This is a genomic window from Pseudomonas extremorientalis, assembly GCF_024584605.1.
In the GTDB taxonomy this organism is placed as follows: Bacteria; Pseudomonadota; Gammaproteobacteria; order Pseudomonadales; family Pseudomonadaceae; genus Aquipseudomonas; species Aquipseudomonas extremorientalis.
In genome coordinates this window covers 580,548-601,789 of the sequence record NZ_CP089519.1, presented here as the reverse complement: position 1 = coordinate 601,789, position 21,242 = coordinate 580,548, and the positions used below count along the sequence as shown (strand labels likewise).

Below are 21,242 nucleotides of genomic sequence, written 5' to 3'. Positions count from 1 at the left end.
AACTGACTGCCGTGCTGGCAGTCGAAGCTCCACAAATTTCGCTCTTATCGATAGACGAAGGACTTACATGTCGCTTTTAAAAATCGCCTCCGTGGCCTGCATCGCAATGACCCTCGGCGCGTGCCAGAGCCTGTTCCAGCCGAGTTACAAAGCCCCGGTGGAAGCCACCCGCGACGCCACCGAGCAAAGCAAGCCGGGCTGCGCCAGCGCCGATTGCCCGCTGGTGAATATCGACACCGTGCACTTTGCCAAGGAACCCAAGCTGGACGCATTGATTGAACAGCGCCTGCTGGAAATGACCCAAAGCGATCCCCTGCCGACGAGCCTGGAGACCTATCGCGAGCAATTCCTGAAAACCGCCGCTCCACGCAACAGCATGTACTTGCAGGCCAAGGTACGTGAACAGCATGACGGCTTGGTGATCATCGAATTGTCCAGCTACCTGGACCAGGGCGCCACCCACGGCGAGCCCGGCCGCGCGTTCATCAACTATTCGCGCCAGCGGCAAAAGGCCCTGACCCTGACCGACATGCTGCTGCCCGGCAAGGAAGATGCGTTCTGGAAAGCCGCCCAGGTGGCCCACAACAGCTGGCTGATCAGCACCCGCCTGAGCCTGGAGCCGGAGTATGTGAAGACCTACCCCTTCCAGAAAACCCCGAACGTGGCGCTGACCTATGGGGGCGTGATCCTCAAGTACCCTACCAACACCATCGCGCCGTACGCCCTGGGCCACGTCGAATTGCAGATTCCCTACTCACGCCTGGACGGCATCATCCAGCCTGAGCTGGTGCCTGCACGCCGCTGAAGGCTTTAGCCAGAATTAACTGCAACAGCCCTGCCAGCACCAGCGCCGGCAGGGTCGCGCCGATGTCCGGATACAGATTGGCCAACAGGTGATACGTCGCGACGCCGCCCAGCCAAGCCAGCAGCGCCGGCCAACGCAGGTTGGCGACAGCGCCCTGGCCACGACGACGCAGGATAAAGTGATCCACCAGCACCACGCCGAACAGCGGCGCGAACACCGAGCCGATCAGCAACAGGAAGTTCTGGTACTGCGCCAACGGTGCAAAGCAGGCGATAAGCGTGCAGATCACGCCGATGGCCAACGCCAGGTGCTCCACCTTCAAACGCAACAGCATGCCGCTGGAAACCGCCGCCGAGTGAATATCGGCAAAGGCATTTTCCGACTCATCCAGCAGGATCAGCAGCAGCGGAATCCCCAGGCCAGCCCCGGCCAGCGCCAGCAACAGCGCATTCACCTCACCGCTCGGCGCAAACGCCAGGGTGTAGGCCACGCCCAGGCTCATCAGCCAGAAATTACCGATAAAGAAACCCAGCGCCGTGCCGCCGAACACGTTTTTGGCGCGCTTGCCGAAGCGTGAGTAATCGGCAATCAGCGGCAGCCATGACAGCGGCATGGCAATCGCGATATCAACGCCCACCGCGAACGGCATCGAACTGTCACCGGCGTTGGCCCAGAGTGCGGTGAGGTCGGCTTTGGCGAACAGGTTCCAGGTCAGCCACAGGCAGGCGGCGAGCAGCAGCCAGATGCCCCATTTGCGCAGGATCTGACGCACAAACGTCAGTGGACCGCTGACCGCCAGCAAGGTCGCCAGACCGCCGAAGAACAGCGTCCACAGCAATGGGCTGGCCAACAGGCTGCCGTCGCTGAATGCCCGCGCGCCCAACAGGCTCGCGGCGTCACGCATCACGATGATTTCGAACGAGCCCCAGCCGATCAGTTGCAGCAGGTTGAGCAACGCCGGCAGGCTGGCGCCCTTGGCACCCAGGCTGAGCTTGAGCGCGGCCATGGCGGACAGGCCGGTATCGCTGCCGATGACGCCAACGGCGGCCAGCAGCAGGACGCCGACCAGGGTGCCGAGGAAAATCGCCAGCAACGAACCGGACAAGCCCAGGCCCGGCGCCAGCAAGGCGCCGGTCTGCAGAACCATCAGGCCGATGCCGAGGGAGAACCACAGGGAGAACAGGTCGCGGGCGCCGAAGACTCTTTTGTCGCTCGGCACTGCGATATCGGGGGAGTAAGTACTCGGTTGAATGCTCAAGGGTGTTATCTCTGAGGGGCATTTGTTGTTTGCTGGATCGCTATCGGGGGCAAGCCCCCTCCCACAGTTTGAGTCATGTGGGAGGGGGCTTGCCCCCGATAAGGCCGGTACAGACGTCTTGAATCAGACCTTCTTGTAGAGCTGGCTGCCTTCCTGCTTGAACCGCTCCGCCTGCTCGGCCAGGCCCTTGGCCACGTCCACGTCCACCGCTTCAATGCGCTGGTTGGCCGCGTACTCACGCACTTCCTGGGTGATCTTCATCGAGCAGAACTTCGGCCCGCACATCGAGCAGAAGTGCGCGACCTTGGCCGAGTCCTTCGGCAGGGTTTCGTCGTGATAGGAACGCGCGGTGTCGGGGTCAAGGCCAAGGTTGAACTGGTCTTCCCAGCGGAACTCGAAACGCGCCTTGCTCAAGGCGTTATCGCGGATCTGCGCGCCCGGATGACCTTTGGCGAGGTCCGCCGCGTGGGCGGCGATCTTGTAGGTGATGATCCCGGTCTTCACGTCATCCTTGTTCGGCAGGCCCAGGTGTTCCTTGGGCGTGACGTAGCAGAGCATGGCGCAACCGAACCAGCCGATCATCGCCGCGCCGATGCCGGAGGTGATGTGGTCGTAGCCTGGCGCGATGTCGGTGGTCAGCGGGCCGAGGGTGTAGAACGGCGCTTCGTCGCAGCACTCGAGCTGCTTGTCCATGTTCTCCTTGATCAACTGCATCGGCACGTGGCCAGGGCCTTCGATCATGGTTTGCACGTCGTGCTTCCAGGCGGTCTTGGTCAGTTCGCCCAAGGTTTCCAGCTCACCGAATTGCGCGGCGTCGTTGGCGTCGGCAATCGAACCCGGGCGCAGGCCATCGCCGAGGGAGAAGCTGACGTCGTAGGCCTTCATGATTTCGCAGATTTCGTCGAAATGCGTGTAGGTGAAGTTCTCTTTGTGGTGCGCCAGGCACCACTTGGCCATGATCGAGCCGCCACGGGACACGATGCCGGTGACGCGCTTGGCGGTCAGCGGCACGTAGCGCAGCAACACGCCGGCGTGGATGGTGAAGTAGTCGACGCCCTGCTCGGCCTGTTCGATCAGGGTGTCGCGGAACAGCTCCCAGGTCAGGTCCTCGGCGGCGCCGCCGACTTTTTCAAGGGCCTGGTAGATCGGCACGGTGCCGATCGGCACCGGCGAATTGCGGATGATCCATTCGCGGGTTTCATGAATATGTTTGCCGGTGGACAGGTCCATCACCGTGTCCGAGCCCCAGCGAATGCCCCAGGTCAGTTTGGCCACTTCTTCTTCGATGGACGAACCCAGGGCGCTGTTGCCGATGTTGCCGTTGATCTTCACCAGGAAGTTACGGCCAATGATCATCGGTTCCAGTTCGGTGTGGTTGATGTTGGCCGGGATGATCGCGCGGCCGCGGGCGATTTCTTCGCGCACGAATTCGGGGGTGATGATCTTCGGCACGCTGGCGCCAAAGCTGTGGCCGGCGTGCTGCTGGTCGAGCAGGCCACTGGCGCGGGCTTCTTCGAGCTTCATGTTTTCGCGGATGGCGACGTATTCCATCTCGGCGGTGATGATGCCTTTGCGCGCGTAGTGCATCTGGGTGACGTTGGCGCCGGCCTTGGCACGACGCGGGTTCTTCACATGGGCGAAGCGCAACGCGGTCAACTCGGCGTCGCTGAGGCGCTGTTGGCCGAAGTGCGAGCTGAGGCCCGGCAGGCGCTCGGTGTCGCCACGCGCTTCGATCCACGGCGAGCGCACATCGCCCAGGCCTTTGCGCACATCGATGATCACGTTGGGGTCGGTGTAGGGGCCGGAGGTGTCATACACGGTAACCGGCGCGTTGATCTCACCGCCGAAATCGGTGGGGGTGACGTCCAGGCTGATTTGTCGCATCGGTACACGGATGTCCGGGCGAGTGCCTTCTATGTAGATCTTCTGCGAGCGGGTAAAGGGCTGCACGGAGCCGGAGTCGACTTTGGCCGACTCACTCAAATGCACGGTATTTTTTAATTTTGTAGTCATCACGGGCTCCAATATCCAGGCGGTGGATTATTGTCGGAGCGAACCTGTGACGGACGGACGCACTGGAACCAGTGCTGTGCTTGGCGCACGAGGCTGTTCGATTGTCGAACAACATCCCGGACGAAGCACAAGAGGACTCGCCGGGTGACGAGAAATCTTGTTCCCTACGCAGGCGCTAACCTGATCAGGTTCAACGGGATCCGGTATTTACCGATCTCAGCCTTCCAACAAGGCACCCCGACAAGAACGCGGCCAGTCTAGACCATGCCGTGGGCAAATTGCCAATGGCGGTGCATTCAGCGTGATGAATGGCGTGATTGCGGGATTGTTGCGCCGAGTCAGCACCACTACACTCGGTTGCCGCCACAATGCTTGACGCCAGGAATGGCCGGCCTTAGCCTTGGGCGCTAAATTATCACCGTAATATTCAAACTAGGGATCGCCTCATGCTGCGCAAACTTTCACTGGCTTTTGCCGTGTCTTGTGCGACCAACGGAATGGTCTGGGCAGCTGAAGCGCCCTTGTCCGCCAAAACCGACCTGGTCAGCGTCTACCAGGAAGCGGTGGACAACAACGCCGACCTGGCCGCCGCCCGTGCCCAGTACGGCGCGCAAAAGGAAGTGGTGCCCCAGGCCCGCGCCGGCCTGCTGCCGAACCTGACCGGCGGTGCCGATATCAACAACGTGCGCACCCAGATCGACACCCCGGCCGCCACCGCCAACCGCGATGCGCACTCCTGGCGCGCCACCCTGAGCCAGCCGCTGTTCCGTGCCGACCGCTGGTTCCAGCTGCAAGCCGCCGAGGCCACCAATGAGCAGGCGGCATTGCAACTGTCGGCCACCGAACAGAACCTGATCCTGCAAAGCGCCGAAAGCTATTTTGCCGTGCTGCGCGCCCAGGACAACCTGGCCTCGACCAAGGCCGAAGAAAACGCGTTCAAACGCCAGCTGGACCAGTCCAACGAGCGCTTTGACGTGGGCCTGTCGGACAAGACCGACGTGCTGCAATCCCAGGCCAGCTACGACACCGCCCGCGCCAACCGCATCCTGGCCCAGCGCCAGGTCGAGGATGCGTTCGAAGCGCTGATCACCCTGACCAACCGCCAGTACAACTCGATCCAGGGCATCGTCCACACGCTGCCGGTGCTGCCGCCGCTGCCGAACGACGCCAAGGCCTGGGTCGAAACCGCCGGCCGCCAGAACCTGAACCTGCTGGCCAGCAACTACGCGGTCACTGCCGCCGAAGAAACCCTCAAGCAGCGCAAGGCCGGTCACGCGCCAACCCTGGACGCCGTGGCGCAATATGAGAAAGGCGACAATGACGCCCTCGGTTTCAGCAACCCGAACGCTTTCGGCACGCCGTACCGGGGTGATGTGGAACAGCGCACCATTGGCCTGCGCCTGAGCATCCCGATCTACAGCGGCGGGCTGACCAGCTCGCAGGTGCGTGAGTCCTACTCGCGCCTGGGCCAGACCGAGCAGCAGCGCGAAGGCCTGCGCCGCCAGGTGGTGGAAAACACCCGCAACCTGCACCGCGCGGTGAACACCGACGTGGAGCAGGTACAGGCGCGCCGCCAGTCGATCATCTCCAACCAGAGCGCGGTGGAAGCCACGGAAATCGGCTATCAGGTGGGTACGCGCAATATCGTCGACGTGCTCGACTCACAGCGCCAGCTCTACGCGTCGGTGCGCAACTACAACAACAGTCGCTACGACTACATCCTCGACAACCTGCGCCTGAAGCAGGCGGCCGGCACCTTGAACCCGGGAGACCTGCAGGACCTGGCGCGCTACCTCAAGGCTGACTACAACCCGGACCGCGACTTCCTGCCGCCGGACCTGGCCAAGGCTGCCGCCGAGCAGCTCAAGGCCCGCCCCGGCAACTGAATCCACTGCAACCCCCCTCCCACATTGAGTCAGGTGCTGATTCAGTTAGCCAGCAGTCGACCCAGGCCATCCAGTAAACGCTTCAACGCGCCCTGGTTGGCCTGCATCACCCTGAGCCCCGCCTGCGCCATCTTGCGCGCATCCTGCGGCAGTTCGAACAACTGGCGCACGGCTTCGGCCAACCCTTCTGCGTCGTCCACCGCGCGCAACGCCCCGGCTTCACGCATCATCGTGGTGATTTCGAGGAAGTTGAACACATGTGGCCCCATGATCACCGGCAAGGCCAGCGCCGCCGGCTCCAGTGGGTTATGCCCACCGGTCGCCACCAGGCTGCCGCCTACGAACGCGCTATCGGCCAAGGCGTAGAGAAACAGCAACTCGCCCATGGTGTCGCCGAGCAGTACCGACGTGTTCGCGGTGACGGGTTCGCCACTGGAGCGACGCACCGTGGCAAAACCCTGCTGCTCGCACAGTGCGAACATCGGGCCGAAGCGCTCCTGATGGCGCGGCACCAGAATCAGCAGGGCGTTGGGGTAGCTGTCGAGCAGTCGGCGATGGGCGGCCAGCACCACCTCATCTTCACCTTCATGGGTACTCGCTGCGATCCAAACCGGACGCTCGCTGGCACCCCATTGCGCGCGCAACGCGGCGGCGCGCACCGGCAACTGGGGGTCGATGGTCAGGTCGAACTTGATCGAGCCGGTGACTTCGACGGTTTCCGGCCGAGCCCCCAAATCCAGGAAGCGCTGCGCTTCGGCTTGCGTCTGCACAGCGAACAGGCTCATTTCGGCCAACATCGGCGCCGTCAGCCTGGCAAAGCGCCCATAGCCCTTGGCCGAACGCGCCGACAACCGCGCATTGGCCAATGCCACCGGAATCCCGCGCCGGGCGCAGGCGTGGATATGATTGGGCCACAGCTCGGTTTCCATGATCACCGCGAGCTTGGGCTGTACACGATCAAGAAAACGCTTGGCCGCGCACGGCAAGTCATACGGCAAGTAGCAGTGCTGGATTCGCGGTTCATTGGCGAACAACGCCTGGATACGCTCGGAACCGGTCGGCGTCATGCAGGTGACGGTGATCGGCAGCGTCGGATAACGCTCCAGCAACCCGCGCACCATAGGCGCAGCGGCAATGCTTTCGCCCACCGACACGGCGTGCACCCAGATCCCACCCGGCCGCATCACCGGCAAGCCATAGGAGAAGCGCTCGCCGACGCGCTTGGCATAGGCCGGCGCCTTGCGCGCGCGCAGCCACAGACGTAAAGCCACCAAGGGCAGCGCCAGGTAAAACAGACAGCTGTAGAGAGTTCTATTCATGGCGGCGGAGTTTATCGGCTTTTTCAGTCGATCGCCTGCAAGCACTCGGCAAATCGTTTTGCCAGGAAGCGCGCTGCCGGCCCCAGATGTTCGTCGCGCCGCCAGACCAGCTCGACCACCAGGGCCGGCGGCGTCCATTCGCTGTCCAGTTCGACCATCTGTTGCTGGTAGGTCGGGTATTGCACGATATGCCGCGGCAACCAGGCCCAGCCCAGGCCACTCATCAGCCATTCGGCCAGCACGTAGAAACTGTCGGCGCGCCACACCAGCGGGCTGGCGGCCTCGCTGCCGGGGTAGACACTGGTCTGGGTCGACATCAGCAACTGGCGGAACTGTGCCAGGTGCTGGCACGTTACATAGGTTTGCTTGGCCAGCGGGTGATTCACACCGCACACCGTGACCATCTCAACGCTGCCGACCACGCGCCGCTCCAGGGCTTCAGGGATCTGGTCGTGATAGAACAGCAGGCCCAGGTCAGCCTTGCGCTCCACCAGCTTGCGCGCTACATCACCCTGGGCCGCACTGGACAACTGTACCTCCAACAACGGGTACTGCCCGGCCAGTGCCTCAAGACTATCGAGCACTGGCTGGAACAGCATGGCTTCATCCTGGGCCAGGCGCAGGCAGGCCTCTTCACCACGGGTCAATGACAGTGCCCGGCCATTGAGTCGCTCGCACTGGCGCAGCACTTCGCGCGCTTCTTCCAGCAACACACTGCCGGCTTCGGTCAGCCGGGGCTGGCGGCCACTGCTACGCTCGAACAGGCTGACGCCCAGGTCCGCCTCCAGCATGGCAATCCCATTGCTGACCGCCGATTGAGCTTTGCGCTGCTGGCGCGCCACCGCCGAAAACGAACGCTGCTCGGCGACGCTGACAAACAAACGCATCCGTTCCAGATCCCACTGTACGCTCATGGCTCAACCCATCTTTGATTCGGATAGGTAATGACTTTACCCCATCTGACATAACTCTAAAATACCAGCCTTAACTGACCGCTTTATCCGAGGACTGCCCCATGAACGCCGCCTACTGCTATCTGGCTATCGCCATCTGCTCGGAAGTGATCGCCACCGTTTCCATGAAAGCCATCAAGGGCTGGAGCACGCCTATCCCACTGCTGCTGGTGATCGTCGGCTACGGCGTGGCGTTCTGGATGCTGACGCTGGTGGTGCGCACCGTGCCGGTGGGCGTGGCCTACGCGGTGTGGGCTGGAATGGGGATTGTGATGGTCAGCATCGCGGCGTTGTTCATCTACGGGCAGAAGCTGGATATCCCGGCGATGCTGGGGATGGGCCTGATTGTGCTGGGCGTGGTGGTGATCCAGCTGTTCTCGAAAACCGCCGGACACTGACCACTCCTCAACAGCCTGTATACTGCGCCTCTTGTCTTGAACACTGAGGTCGCCCATGCCATCCGTTATTTCCACCGACGTTCTGATTGTCGGCGCCGGGGTTGCCGGCCTCTGGCTGAATGCGCGCCTGCGCCGCCAGGGGTTTTCCACGGTGGTGGTGGAAAACGCCACCTTGGGTGGCGGGCAGAGCGTGAAGTCCCAGGGGATCATTCACGGTGGTGCGAAGTACGCCCTGCACGGCGCGATCACCGGCGCGTCCGAAGCCATTGCCGACATGCCGCGTCGCTGGCGCGAAGCACTGGCGGGTAGCGGTGAGCTGGACCTGCGCGGCGTACGCTTGTTGTCCGAGGCGCATTACCTGTGGTCCCCCGGCACACTCGCCGGCAACCTCACCAGTTTTTTCGCCAGCAAGGCCGTGCGTGGCCGTGTTGATCAGGTCAAGGGCGACGATTTACCCCCAGCGCTGCAAGACCGCCGCTTCAAGGGCAAGGTCTACCGCCTTGCCGAGTTGGTCATCGATGTACCAAGCCTGATCGAACGCCTGGCCCAACTGGCCGGCGATGGTTTGCTCGCCGGCCAGCACATCGAACCGTTGTTGGAAGGCGACACACTGGTGGGCTTGAAGGTGGACAGTCGCGAGATCCGCGCCCAGCGCATCGTGTTGAGTGCCGGCGCAGGTACGGCGGATCTGCTGACCGCGCTGGGCATCAGCCAGCCGGCCATGCAAAAACGCCCATTGCATATGATCATCGCCAAAGGGCCCGGCCTGAAGCCACTGTATGCCCACTGCCTGGGCGGCGGCACCAAACCGCGCATTACCGTTACCACTCACCCGGCGGCCGATGGCAACTGGGTGTGGTACATGGGCGGCGATATTGCCGAAGCCGATGGTGTGGCGCGCACCCCGCAGGAACAGATTGCTACGGCGCAAAAAGAGCTGGCGCAGTTGCTGCCCTGGATCGACATGAGCCAGACCCAATGGGCGACCCTGCGCGTCGACCGCGCGGAGCCCCTGCAATCGGGCCTGACCCGGCCCGACAACGCCTTCATCGCCGAACAAGGCCGTCTGCTGGTGGGCTGGCCGACCAAATTGGCCCTGGCGCCGGACTTCGCCGATCGGGTGATCAACAGCCTGGAGCGTGACGGCATCCGCCCAAGTGTCGGCGAGCCGCTGCCGGACCTGCCACGACCCGCCATCGGCGTGCCTGCCTGGGAGCAACTGTTGCCATGAGCCTGCCCACCCTGCACGACCTGCACCGCCCCCTGGGCAGCACTGGCCTGTTGGTGTCACCCCTGGGCCTGGGCACCGTCAAGCTGGGCCGCGACCAAGGGGTGAAATACCCCAGCGGCTTCCAGATCCCCGGCGACGACGAGGCCCGCATGCTGTTGCGCCAGGCCCGTGAACTGGGCATCAACCTGATCGACACCGCGCCGGCCTATGGCATGAGCGAAGAACGTCTGGGGCCGCTGCTGCGGGGCCAGCGCAAAGACTGGGTGATCGTCAGCAAAGTCGGCGAAGAATTCGAGAATGGCGCGTCCAGCCACGACTTCAGCGCGGCCCACACCCGGATGTCGATCGAGCGCAGCTTGAAACGACTTGAAACCGATTTTATCGACCTGGTGCTGGTGCACTCCGACGGTAACGACCTGCATATCCTCAATGACTGCGAGGTCTACCAGACCCTGGCGGCGCTGAAACAGGAAGGCAAGATCCGTGGTTTCGGCTTTTCCGGCAAGACCGTCGAGGGCGGCGTAAAGGCTCTGGAACAGGGCGATTGCGCGATGGTCACCTACAATCTGAACGAACAGGCCGAGAAAGCCGTCATTGAATATGCGGCGGCCCACGGCAAGGGCATCCTGGTGAAAAAGGCCTTGGCCAGCGGCCACGTCTGCCTGGAGCCGGGAATGGATCCAATTCGCGCCAGTTTCATGTTGTTGTTTGCGCAAACAGGCGTTGCCAGTGCTATTGTCGGGACCATTAATCCGCTGCACCTGGCCCATAACGTGGCGACCGCTGCCCAGGTCATTCGTCAACTCTGATGCCGCCGACGCGGCCGACCCCGTCGCAAGAAGGAGCCGACATGCCGCGAACGCTCATAAGAAAAAACCCCAGCAACTTCAAGACACTGCCGCTACACGTCGAAGCCACCCCCGAAGGCCTGAGCTACCAGAGCGTCGGCATGCCGCTCAACTTTGCCCAGACCCTGCAACGGCGCAAGCCGGTGGAGGTGGCAGACCCCGAGCGTTTCGCCCTGGAACTGGCCAACCTCGGCGTGTCGGTGCGCCTGACCCTGCATTGGCAAAACAAGGATTACTGGGTGCTGGTGCGCCAGCGCCGCCAGGACCGTGGCGACGTGGTACTCAAGCTGATCTCCGGCTACGTGCCCGCCCATGAGCTGAACCTGCCGCTGCACACCGCCATCCAGGAAATTGCCGAAGAATGCCTGCTGGAGACGCCGGAAGGCTGGCTCGGCGGGCGCTTCAACGACACCTGGCTGCCGGCGCCCTACTCCGCCGCCCTGCATTACCGCGAAGCGCTGCCCTTTCGCCTCAGCCCGCTGTCCGGCGCGGCTCGCCCGGTGCGCTGCGCCACCACCCAGTTGATCGAACGCCCGCGCGCCTACGTGCACCTGCCCACGGCATCGCTGCAATTGATCTACGACCTGCGCCTGGAAGTGCCCAAGGAAGCCAAATCCCTGAGCCTGTTCCATGTGGACGAGCGCCTCGAAGGCGACCAACTGGTCGCCCGCCTCGACCGTCAACGCCCGGACCTGTACCTGATGCCATTGAAAGACGGCCAGCCCCAGGCTGAGTTGTACACCGTCAAGAAAGACCAGTTGTACCCGGCGAGCACGCGAGGCTTGTACCTGGCGGAGAGCTTCGCCCAGCAGGAAGGCTGGCTGGTTCGTGAGGAGCGGATTCGCTGGAAGGATTGGCTACGCCAGCAAGGTCTGGCGGAGCCTGAGAAAGAGTCGAAATTGAAACGCCTGGCCCAGCGGGTGCTGCGCAAGATCGTGCCGAAGAAAAAAACCAAGGCCTGACGCAAGCCAGCTCCCACAGTCGATGGCGTTCAGCCTTTGAGCAAGCGCTCCAGGCCCACCTTCAACGGCGTGGGCTCAGGCAGTGTGAAGCTCGCCAGCAACCGCTGGTTGTTCGCCCGCGAATGCCGGATATCGCCGGAGCGTGCCGGCCCGTAAGTCACCGCCGGCAGCTTGCCGACGATGTCTTCCAAGGCCCGCAGCACATCCTTGAGCGTGGTGGTGCGGTTCCAGCCGACATTGATTGCGCCCAGCGGAGCTTCAGGCGCTTCAATAGCCTGCACCAGCAAATCCACCAGGTCCCCCACATACATGAAGTCGCGGGTTTGCTCGCCATCGCCAAACACGGCAATCGGCACGCCCTGTTGCACGCGCTCGCTGAAGATACTGATCACGCCGGAATACGGCGATGACGGGTCCTGCCGTGGTCCGAAGATATTGAAGAAACGGAAGATCACCGGCTCCAGGCCATGCTGGCGACGGTAGAAGTCGAAGTAGTGCTCGCCGGCCAACTTGTCGGACGCATAGGGCGTGAGCGGCGCCTTGGTGGTCTCTTCGTCGATCGAAGCCCCTTCGCCATTGTTGCCATATACCGCGGCGCTGGAGGCATACACCACACGCTTGACGCCGGCCTTGCGCATGGCTTCGCACACATTCAGGGTGCCGACGAAATTGCTCTGGTGCGTGCTGACCGGGTCATCCACCGAGGCCTGCACCGAAGCCACCGCTGCCAGATGCACCACCGCCGCTGCGCCGACAGCGGCACGGGCGACCCACTCGGCATCGGCCACATCACCTTCCAGCAGTTCGACGCGCGGATTGTCCAACGGCAAGTTACTGCGCTTGCCGGTGGAAAGGTTATCCAGCACCCGCACGCCGTAGCCTTTGGCGAGCAGCGCATCGACCAGGTGCGAACCGATAAACCCCGCGCCGCCGGTGACAAGAACCTGCTTACTCATTGTTGCGGATCTTCTCGACGATGGCGGTGGTCGAGCTGTTCTCGACCAGACCCAGCACCTTCACCTTGCCACCATAGGCGCTGACGATGTCCGCCCCCACGACCTGGTCGACAGAGTAGTCGCCGCCCTTGACCAGCACGTCCGGCTTGACCTGGGCCAACAGGTTTTCCGGGGTCGCTTCAGGGAAGCTGATCACCCAGTCCACCGCGCCCAGCCCCGCCAGCACCGCCATGCGCCGGTCGACACTGTTGATCGGACGGCCAGGGCCTTTCAGGCGGCTGACCGACGCATCGTCATTGACCGCGACAATCAGTCGATCCCCCTGGGCACGCGCCTGTTCCAGGTAGGTCACATGGCCGGCGTGCAGGATGTCGAAACAACCGTTGGTGAACACAATGCTTTCGTTGTGGGCGCGGGCATCGTCAATCGCCAGCAGCAATTGCTCGATGGTCAGCACGCCCCGCTCCGAGCCTTCGGAGCGCTGGATTGCACGGCGCAATTCAGGCGCGCTGATGGCAGCAGTACCCAACTTGCCCACTACGATGCCCGCCGCCAGGTTGGCCAGGGCCACGGCGTGGGGCAGTTCTTCACCGGCGGCAATCGAGGCCGCCAGGGTAGAAATCACGGTGTCGCCGGCGCCGGTGACGTCGAATACTTCACGGGCACGTGCCGGCAAGTGCATTGCCGGGTGGCCGGGGCGCAGCAGGGTCATGCCGTGCTCGCCGCGGGTCACCAGCAAGGCGCCGAGGTCGAGGTTGGCCATCAGCCTCGCGCCCTTGGTCACCAGGTCGTGCTCATCGGCGCAACCGCCGACGATGGCTTCGAATTCGCTGAGATTCGGCGTAATCAGGCTGGCTCCGCGATAAATCGAAAAGTCCTTGCCCTTGGGATCGGCCAACACCGGAATGCCCCGGGCCTTGGCGGCCTGGATCAGTTCCTGGTGGTTTTTCAAGGCGCCTTTGCCGTAGTCGGACAACACCAGCACCTTGATGCCTTCCAGCAACTGATCGACCTGACCACTCAAGGCCAGGGCGTCGGTGGCGAAGGGTTCTTCAAAATCGATACGCAGCAATTGCTGGTGACGGCTCATCACCCGCAGCTTGACGATGGTCGGCTGGTGGGCGATGCGCTGGAACAACGCCCGCACGCCGGCACCGCGCAGGCTGTTGGCCAGGCTGTCGGCGGCTTCGTCGTCGCCGGTGACGCCGACCAGCGAGGCCGGGGCGCCGAGCGCGGCAATATTGAGGGCAACGTTGGCAGCGCCACCTGGACGGTCTTCGATTTGCTCGACCTTGACGACCGGCACCGGCGCCTCAGGGGAAATCCGTGAGGTACCACCATGCCAGTAACGGTCGAGCATGACATCGCCGACCACCAAGACAGGGGCTTGATCGAATCGCGGCATGGACAACTTCATGGAGCAACCCACATACAAAATGAACAGGGGCGCGATATTAGCACAGGGCGAGCGTCGCCTAGTTCGAGAGCTTTGTCCGGGATGCATCACGGGCGAATTCTGATCACTTTTTAAACAGGGCCGCCAAAATATGGTCCACGGCGTCGGCCAACTCGACGTCATCCGTATTGATTTCGCAGTCCGCCTTGATCGGGGCCTCATAGGGGCTGTCCAGGCCGGTGAAGGCCTTGATGCGCCCTTCCAGGGCGGCGCGATACAAGCCTTTGGGGTCACGTCGAGCGCACACATCGAACGGTGTACTGATATAGACCTCAAAGAACTGCTCCGCCCCGAACAGCGCTTTGGCGGTCGCCCGGTCGGCGCTGAACGGAGATATCGCCGAGACAATCACGATCAGTCCCGCATCCACCATCAGCCGCGCCACTTCGCCGATACGCCGGATATTTTCCTTGCGCGCCGCATCGCTCATGCCCAAGTCATTGCACAGGCCGGTGCGCAAGTTATCGCCATCGAGCACAAAAGTGTGCCGCCCTTGCTCGCTGAGCCGCACTTCCAGGGCATTGGCCAGGGTCGACTTGCCCGACCCGGACAACCCCGTCAACCACACACAGCAAGGCTGCTGATGCTTGAGTGCAGCCCGTGCCGCCACCGACAACGACATCGCAAAGGGGCGGATAGAAACAGAACTGCCGACGAGCGACTGACTATTCATAACCCAGGACCTCATAGTCACGTTGATAGGCACGCCGAACCAGCCGACGAGTACGCAAGGAGCAGAAATCCCTGACCGGCCCATTGCGCCGTCCCAGTGAAACATTCAGATGTGGCAGGGATGTGGTCACGCCGAGGCGCTCGCACAGGTGCTGGAAGTCTTGCTCCAAGGACTCCTGACGCCCCAGGAAATCCATGGCCATGCGCCCTATCTCGTCCACCAGAAAATCGATCTGGGGCGCAAAGTGCAGCTGGCGACGCAGGTTGTCGGGGTGCAGCCAACCGGCCACGAATTGATCAAAATCGCGATAGCTTGAAACCAGCGCCTGGGCGTGCAGGTCACGACTCCCCATATGATTGCCGCGCAAGTAGGTATAGGCCGAGTAGGCGCGCTCCAGCGGGTCACGCACGAAGGCAAACTTGAAGCTGCGCTCGCAGTGCTCGGGAAATTGCTGCTGGTACCAGTAATACGGCAGGTGCCCCGGCCAGCGCCCATCGAGCAATGCCGAGCAGACACTGCTGCCGGCGCACTTGGGCACGTGGATGAATACACATTGGTGTCGTTCGAAGGCCGGGTTGAGAGTGGTCACTCCAGACAGGGATTTATTCACCGCTTGGCGATCCACCACCGACAACCGCCCCAGCAAGAACACCCTTTGGGGCTTGGGAAGCAATTTCCAGAACAGACGCTGCAACATTCCATTACCCACGCAAGAAGGTTAGCCCTCTCGTTCGTCATTCGAATCGAGAAGGCCAACATAACAAACGGCAGGTCGCGAATTATTTGGCTTTGGTCAAGCTGGGTAAGGATCTTGATACAAATACCGGGGCGCCTTGCGCGCCCCGGTCTATCAGGTGATGTTAGCCGTTGCCGGCTCATCCAGGCCCATGGCGTGCAGGCGCGAGTAGTAGCCGCCCATGGCCAGCAGTTCCACATGTGTACCACGCTCGACAATTTCGCCGTGGTCCATCACCAGAATCATGTCGGCTTTCTCGATGGTGGACAGCCGGTGCGCGATCACCAGGGTGGTGCGGCCTTTCATGACCTTGTCCAGCGCGGCCTGAATGTGACGCTCGGACTCGGTGTCGAGTGCCGACGTAGCCTCATCCAGAATCAGCAGCGGGGCATTTTTCAGCAATGCACGGGCGATGGCCAAGCGCTGCCGCTGGCCGCCGGAAAGCAGCACGCCGTTCTCACCGACTTCGGTGTCCAGGCCTTTGGGCAGCTGGGCGATGAAGTCCATGGCATAGGCATCGGCGGCGGCTTTTTCGATGTCCTCACGCGGCGCATCCGCCAGGTCGCCGTAGGCGATGTTGTTGGCCACGGTGTCATTGAACAGCGTGACGTGCTGGGTCACCTGGGCCACATGGCGGCGCAGGTTACGCAGGCGGTAGTCTTCGATCTCCACCTCATCCAGCAGGATTTCCCCGGTTTCGTGGTGGTAGAAGCGCGGAATCAAGCTGGCCAGCGTGGACTTGCCACTGCCCGAACGCCCGACCAGGGCGATCATCTGCCCAGGTTCTGCGGTGAAGTTGATGTTCTTCAGCACCTCACGCTCGGCACCTGGATAGGTGAAGCTCAGGTTGCGCACGTCGAGACGGCCGCTGACGCGATCACGCTCCACGGTGCCGCTGTCGACTTCCGGTTCTTCATCCAACTGCTCGAAGATGCTTTCGGCACCGGCCACGCCCTTCTGGATCGTCGAGCTGACTTCCGACAGCTGCCGGATCGGCTTGGGCAGCAGGCCCGCAGCGGTGATGTAGGCCACCAGGTCACCTGCCGTGGCGTCCCCGCGCAGCAGCAGCACCAGGAACATCAACGTCGCCATGGCGGTATAGATCACCAACTGCAGCATTGGCGTATAGACCGCGCCGGTCTTGTTCATACGCAGTTGCTTGTCGGTGTTGCCCTGGCTGGCTGCGGCAAAGCGATGCTGTTCATAGCTTTCGCCACCGAAGCTGCGCACCACGCGATAACCCTGGATGGTCTCCGAGGCCACGTGAGTGACGTCCCCCATCGCCACCTGGATCTTCTTGCTCTGCTTGCGGAATTTCTTGCTGGTGCTGCCGACCATCACGGCGATCAGCGGCAGGATCGCCAGCATCACCAAGGTCAGCTTCCAGTTCATCCACAGCAGGTAGCCGAACAGGAACACCACCGTCAGCCCTTCGCGGATGACGACCTTGATCGCATCCGTGGCGGCGCCGGTGACCATGGTCACGTTGAAGGTGATGCGGGAAATCAGGTGCCCGGAGTTATGCGTGTCGAAATAACGGTTGGGCAGCACCAGCAACTTATTGAACAGCTGGACCCGCAAGTCATGCACCAGACCCAGGGAGACCTTGGCCAGGTAGTAGTTGCCCAGGAACGAGCCGAGGCCCTGCCACGCAGCGATCAGGATGATCAGCAGCGGCACGGCCATCAGCAACTTCAGGTCCTTGAAGAACGGGACCTTGGGCATGAACACCACGTCCGGGTTGCTCAAGCCATCCACGAAATACTTGAGGATCCCGGCGAGCATCGGCTGGGTGGAAGCAAAGATCACGAAGCCCACGATACTCAGCAGGAACATGCCGATGTACGGTTTCACATAGCCCAGCAGCCGGAGATAGATCTTCAGGCTGGATTCCTGGTCCGCTTTGGGCGGTGCGTCACTCATGTGTCGAGCTCACTGATTGGGTAGGACGCGAACTTTATCACATGCGTCGGGGTTGGCCCGAGCCCAGACCAGGACACTGGCCAGCGCAATCGGCAGCCACGAGATAAACCACTCCGCCCGTGGCGTGCCCGTGAGGCTCGCCGCATCGAACTGCATGGCCAGGAACGAAAACACCCACATGCCGATGATGCCCTTGCCGTAGAGCGTGTCGCGGGCTTTCCAGGCTTGCCACAGCACGCCGAACCACAGCCCGCACCAGAGCAGCAGGCCAGGCAGGCCCAGTTCGATGGCGACATGGGAAAACAGGTTATGGGCGTGGTCGAAATAAATGCCGTCAGCCAACACTTTGTAATCGCCCCCCAACCCAAGGCCGGCCCACGGATGCTCAGCGATCATCTGCATGGAAGACATGAAGATCTGGGGCCGATAAGAGACACCGCGAGCCAGCATCAACGATTGCATCGCGAAGAACACCGCCAGTGCCGCAACCACCGCCCCAATGGCGATCACTGCGGTACGTCGGTCACGGCACCACGCCGGCATCGCCACTACCGTCAACAGCAACGCCAGTGCAGCGCCACGGCTTTGGCTCAGTACCACGAACAGCCCGAGAAGACCGATGGACAGCACCCACGCCACTTGCATCCAACGACCACGCGGCAGCCAGTGCAGCAGCCAGACCGCCGCCAGGCCAATCACGTAGGCCCCCAGGATCGGGTGGGACAGCTGCCCCAGCCCTTCAAGGCGGGCGAACCAGGCATTATGCTCAACCCCATAAAACTTGATGATCGCCACCAGCGAAGAAAGGGCCAGACCGAAACCGCCCCACTGCATCACACGAATGACACGCTCGGTCTGCCCACAGGCGAACACCGGGAAAAACAGCAGGAACACGCCGATATACAGCAGGCGCTTGGCCTCACGCGAAGGATCTTCAGCGTTGGTCCACAACAAACTGACCGAGCCCCAGACCGCCAGCGCCGCAATCATCAGGCATATCCAGCGTTGCTCACGCCAGACTTCCATGAGCCGCTCACGCGCCGACCAGGCAAACACCATGGCCGGCAACCACAGAAACAGGGTCAAGCCTTGTTGATAAATTTTATTGGTAGGCGCAAAGGCAATTGCCAGCAAAAACCACAGCAATCCGAAAATCATCCATACCTGCGCCCAACGACTTGCTTGCATCACTCGCTCCTGAATACGTTCAACCTGCCAACCCGGCATGGTTAAAACCCAAAACTTTCGGCATTATTGCCGATCACTGTGCCCGCGACTCCCACAAGGCTTTCCGACGATGCAATGTTCAAGGCTTCCCCAAGCCGATTTAACCACGATGATTGAAGGCGCCAAGATCCTCGAACAGGACAGCCACGGCCCCAAAGTCTACCTGTTGGCGGACGGGAACATCCTTAAACTGTTTCGCCGCAAGCGCCTGCTTTCATCAGCACTGTTTCGTCCCTACTCCAAACGCTTCATCGATAACGTGGCGCAGCTGCAACAGCGTGGCATCCCCACCTTGACCGTACTTGCGTACTATCAGTTGGCTGCACCTGGCATGACGGCGGTGCTGTATCGCCCACTGCCAGGGGAAACGCTGCGCCAGATTTCCAACAAGGAAGGCTTTGACTGGCAGTCCAACCTCGACCCGCTGGTAGCACTCATTCGCCGCCTGCATGGCGCAGGCATCTACTTTCGCTCCCTGCACCTGGGCAACATTGTTGTCACGCCTGACAATGAAATGGGGCTGATCGATGTGGCGGATATGCGCTTTCTTCGCGCCCCGCTCAACCCCGCACTCGCACGGCGCAACGTGCAGCATTTCGCACGTTATATTGCGCGCGAGAAGCTGAACGAACGCTTTCCAATGCAAGCACTGGAACAAGCCCTGCTAGCGGCATGAGAAAAGACGCCGGGAGGTTTCACTGAAATCCTTCCACGCTTGCTCCGGCGCCAACGCTCGCGATTGAGCCTCCAGCACACTGTGGGCCGGCGTAGCGAAAGCGCGCTCCATCAGGCGCCCCCAAGCGTGCACATTGTCTGACGGCGCGTACCAGCCGGCATCCGCCAACTGTTCGCGAAACACCGCCAACTCGCTGGTCAATACCGGCACACCGGCCATCACCGCCTCTTGCAGGATCAGTCCCAAGCCCTCTTCCGTCGATGGGATGGCCACCCAGTCAAACGCACGGTACAGAGTCGCCGCTTCTGGCAGATGGCCCGGCAACGATACCCTGCCTCGCAAATCCAGCTCGTCGATGCGCGCCTCAAGGGCAGGCCTTGCCGGCCCCTCACCGATAATCACCAGGCGCGCATCTGGTTGATGGGCCGACACACTGGCAAACGCGTCAAGCAAACAGCCGAACCCCTTACCCTCCACCAACCGTCCGACGGCGCCCAGCACGGGCGAGCCTTCCAGCGGCAAGCCCAGATGCGAACGAGCCTGTTCCCGGGAAAGCGTGGCCGCACGAAAAGCCACTGGGTCAAATGCACTGCGCAGCACCGCGACGGGCCGTTGCAGATACCGCTCCAGCGAGCTTGCAAGGGTTTGCGACACGGCGGCGATGGTCAAGCGTGCAGCCGGAAACTGGTCGAGCAGCTTCTGGTCTGCTCGGCGCAAGCGCGTGGCGCCGTGAAAGACGACAACGGCCCGTACCTGCGGCAACCGTTGGAGTACGGGCAATATCACCCGGGCCACGCCAATTCCATCCAGCAGCACAATTTCCAGATCCTCAGGCAGCGCCTTGTGAAACCGCGTACGCATCAGCGGCGTCAGCAGTTTCCACACGTGCCGGCCCTTGAGCTGGGCAGAGGAGAGGTTCCACTCTCGCACCGGATCACCTTTCTGCGCACCGCCTTGAAGCAGCCAAGTGTTGATCGGTGAAGGACAAATGGCATGAGACAGTATCTGTTGGTGAACCTTCTGCACTGAAGCGAATGCAGAACCCCCGGCCCACATGATATTGAGGATACTCATCGATAAAAGTGACCTTTTGCGGCGTGAAGGTGGCTTGTCATAAGCAACTAATGGATCAACCAGCCGATACCCAGTCCCAGTATCAACATGGCCGCCAGCTTGATCCGCTCTCGCCGCTTGCGCCGTGCTTTGGTCAGACGCTCTTTCGCCGTCGCCACATGCAGACCGAAACCGGTATGCAAAACCGCATCACCTTCAAGAGTCACGGCCACCAGGTTCAACTGCGCGTAACGCTTGGACAACCCTTTCTCACCCTCAAACCCGGCATAGGGAGCGCACAACCGATACTCCTTGATACGACGCAGCCCAGGGTTCAGTGAAAACCCCTGCCACTCAGGCTTGTCGGACTGCAAGGGATAACACGGCACCCCGCCGATCACCTCGCGCGGCCCCAGATGGATATAGGGGCTGTGCACCTGCAAGTCATAAACGTAATTGCGTAACCATACCTGCAGAATGTCGGGGCGCTGCTCCAGCACAGTTTTGGAGTCCTCGACAAAACCCGGTCGATAAAACGCCCAGTCATCCTCGCAATGAAAAATGTAGGGAGTCTTGACCAACTCGTAAGCCAAGTCGATGGATGCCAACTGCCCAAGCTTTGGGCGGTTGATCAAAAAAGTGCAATGTCTTTGCCAGTGTTCGGGAACCGCAAGGCGCACGGCTTCATCGCCGGAGTCTTCAGTAATCAAGACTTCGCGTATGTCCGCCGTATTGAACAGATCGAAGCTCTCGAGCGTGCGCTTCAACAAATCGAAGCGACCACAACTGGTCACCACGAGCGTTATGTCGCTTTGATCGGAGAATTGCATTCAAGCCTCGATAATATCATATAGCCATCATTTACGGCT

General features: G+C 61.7%; 19 protein-coding genes and 1 riboswitch. Of the genes, 7 read left to right on the top strand and 12 right to left on the bottom strand.

What is annotated here, in order from left to right:
• Positions 1–67: 67 nt before the first annotated feature.
• Positions 68–805, top strand: coding sequence for an RsiV family protein (locus LUU92_RS02620; RefSeq protein WP_071491696.1), 738 nt, complete (start codon positions 68–70; stop codon positions 803–805).
• On the opposite strand, the gene cytX is transcribed toward LUU92_RS02620, so the two are convergent.
• Both cytX and thiC read right to left on the bottom strand, forming a co-directional pair.
• Positions 771–2,063, bottom strand: a complete 1,293-nt coding sequence (cytX, locus tag LUU92_RS02615) for a putative hydroxymethylpyrimidine transporter CytX (RefSeq protein ID WP_257103124.1) — start codon at positions 2,061–2,063, stop codon at positions 771–773. The two genes, LUU92_RS02620 and cytX, sit on opposite strands and share 35 nt — an antisense overlap.
• Before the next feature lie 123 nt (positions 2,064–2,186).
• Positions 2,187–4,076 carry a phosphomethylpyrimidine synthase ThiC gene (gene thiC / locus LUU92_RS02610; RefSeq protein WP_257103123.1) on the bottom strand — a complete coding sequence of 630 codons (1,890 nt, stop codon included), beginning with the start codon at positions 4,074–4,076 and terminating at the stop codon, positions 2,187–2,189.
• A 144-nt stretch (positions 4,077–4,220) separates the two neighbouring features.
• Positions 4,221–4,326, bottom strand: a riboswitch (TPP riboswitch).
• 196 nt (positions 4,327–4,522) lie between these two features.
• Here thiC and LUU92_RS02605 point away from each other — a divergent pair.
• Positions 4,523–5,962, top strand: a complete 1,440-nt coding sequence (locus LUU92_RS02605) for a TolC family outer membrane protein (protein WP_071492293.1) — start codon at positions 4,523–4,525, stop codon at positions 5,960–5,962.
• 41 nt (positions 5,963–6,003) lie between these two features.
• On the opposite strand, the gene waaA is transcribed toward LUU92_RS02605, so the two are convergent.
• Together waaA and LUU92_RS02595 are read right to left on the bottom strand one after the other, a co-directional pair.
• A complete protein-coding gene (waaA, locus tag LUU92_RS02600; RefSeq protein WP_257103122.1) occupies positions 6,004–7,281 on the bottom strand; it encodes a lipid IV(A) 3-deoxy-D-manno-octulosonic acid transferase in 1,278 nt (425 codons plus the stop codon).
• 23 nt (positions 7,282–7,304) lie between these two features.
• Positions 7,305–8,195, bottom strand: coding sequence for a LysR family transcriptional regulator (locus LUU92_RS02595; RefSeq protein ID WP_071492295.1), 891 nt, complete (start codon positions 8,193–8,195; stop codon positions 7,305–7,307).
• Positions 8,196–8,296: 101 nt separating this feature from the next.
• Here LUU92_RS02595 and LUU92_RS02590 point away from each other — a divergent pair, with 101 nt between their 5' ends.
• Genes LUU92_RS02590 through LUU92_RS02575 form a run of 4 tightly spaced genes read left to right on the top strand, consistent with a single transcriptional unit; the run spans position 8,297 to position 11,673 of the window.
• Positions 8,297–8,632 (top strand): DMT family transporter, encoded by a 336-nt coding sequence (locus LUU92_RS02590; RefSeq protein ID WP_012721885.1) that lies wholly within the window; start codon positions 8,297–8,299, stop codon positions 8,630–8,632.
• Positions 8,633–8,687: 55 nt separating this feature from the next.
• The gene (locus tag LUU92_RS02585; protein ID WP_071492296.1) at positions 8,688–9,863 is read left to right on the top strand and encodes an NAD(P)/FAD-dependent oxidoreductase; all 1,176 of its coding nucleotides are present in this window, start codon (positions 8,688–8,690) and stop codon (positions 9,861–9,863) included.
• The gene (locus LUU92_RS02580; RefSeq protein WP_071492297.1) at positions 9,860–10,672 is read left to right on the top strand and encodes an aldo/keto reductase; all 813 of its coding nucleotides are present in this window, start codon (positions 9,860–9,862) and stop codon (positions 10,670–10,672) included. The genes LUU92_RS02585 and LUU92_RS02580 overlap by 4 nt, the downstream gene beginning before the upstream one ends.
• Before the next feature lie 41 nt (positions 10,673–10,713).
• Complete coding sequence (locus LUU92_RS02575; protein WP_071492298.1) at positions 10,714–11,673, top strand: metal ABC transporter ATPase; 960 nt, start codon at positions 10,714–10,716, stop codon at positions 11,671–11,673.
• 29 nt (positions 11,674–11,702) lie between these two features.
• Here LUU92_RS02575 and LUU92_RS02570 read toward each other — a convergent pair whose 3' ends face one another.
• The 6 genes from LUU92_RS02570 to LUU92_RS02545 form a co-directional block, all read right to left on the bottom strand.
• Complete coding sequence (locus tag LUU92_RS02570) at positions 11,703–12,629, bottom strand: NAD-dependent epimerase/dehydratase family protein (RefSeq protein WP_071492299.1); 927 nt, start codon at positions 12,627–12,629, stop codon at positions 11,703–11,705.
• The gene (gene hldE / locus LUU92_RS02565) at positions 12,622–14,046 is read right to left on the bottom strand and encodes a bifunctional D-glycero-beta-D-manno-heptose-7-phosphate kinase/D-glycero-beta-D-manno-heptose 1-phosphate adenylyltransferase HldE (RefSeq protein ID WP_222540859.1); all 1,425 of its coding nucleotides are present in this window, start codon (positions 14,044–14,046) and stop codon (positions 12,622–12,624) included. The genes LUU92_RS02570 and hldE overlap by 8 nt, the downstream gene beginning before the upstream one ends.
• 103 nt (positions 14,047–14,149) lie before the next feature.
• Complete coding sequence (gene cysC, locus LUU92_RS02560; RefSeq protein ID WP_071492301.1) at positions 14,150–14,758, bottom strand: adenylyl-sulfate kinase; 609 nt, start codon at positions 14,756–14,758, stop codon at positions 14,150–14,152.
• Positions 14,751–15,455 carry a sulfotransferase family 2 domain-containing protein gene (locus tag LUU92_RS02555; RefSeq protein WP_071492302.1) on the bottom strand — a complete coding sequence of 235 codons (705 nt, stop codon included), beginning with the start codon at positions 15,453–15,455 and terminating at the stop codon, positions 14,751–14,753. The genes cysC and LUU92_RS02555 overlap by 8 nt, the downstream gene beginning before the upstream one ends.
• 153 nt (positions 15,456–15,608) lie before the next feature.
• The gene (msbA, locus tag LUU92_RS02550; RefSeq protein ID WP_071492303.1) at positions 15,609–17,417 is read right to left on the bottom strand and encodes a lipid A export permease/ATP-binding protein MsbA; all 1,809 of its coding nucleotides are present in this window, start codon (positions 17,415–17,417) and stop codon (positions 15,609–15,611) included.
• Between the two features lie 9 nt (positions 17,418–17,426).
• The gene (locus LUU92_RS02545) at positions 17,427–18,605 is read right to left on the bottom strand and encodes an O-antigen ligase family protein (RefSeq protein WP_071492304.1); all 1,179 of its coding nucleotides are present in this window, start codon (positions 18,603–18,605) and stop codon (positions 17,427–17,429) included.
• A 148-nt stretch (positions 18,606–18,753) separates the two neighbouring features.
• On the opposite strand from LUU92_RS02545, the gene LUU92_RS02540 reads away from it, so the two are divergent.
• Positions 18,754–19,320, top strand: coding sequence for a BUD32 family EKC/KEOPS complex subunit (locus tag LUU92_RS02540; protein WP_173668598.1), 567 nt, complete (start codon positions 18,754–18,756; stop codon positions 19,318–19,320).
• Here the strand turns inward: LUU92_RS02540 and LUU92_RS02535 are convergent.
• Together LUU92_RS02535 and LUU92_RS02530 are read right to left on the bottom strand one after the other, a co-directional pair.
• Positions 19,309–20,394, bottom strand: a complete 1,086-nt coding sequence (locus LUU92_RS02535) for a glycosyltransferase (protein ID WP_257103121.1) — start codon at positions 20,392–20,394, stop codon at positions 19,309–19,311. The genes LUU92_RS02540 and LUU92_RS02535 overlap by 12 nt on opposite strands.
• A 47-nt stretch (positions 20,395–20,441) precedes the next feature.
• On the bottom strand, positions 20,442–21,203 hold the full coding sequence (locus LUU92_RS02530) for a glycosyltransferase family 2 protein (protein WP_071492307.1): 762 nt from the start codon (positions 21,201–21,203) through the stop codon (positions 20,442–20,444).
• Between the last annotated feature and the right edge of the window lie 39 nt (positions 21,204–21,242).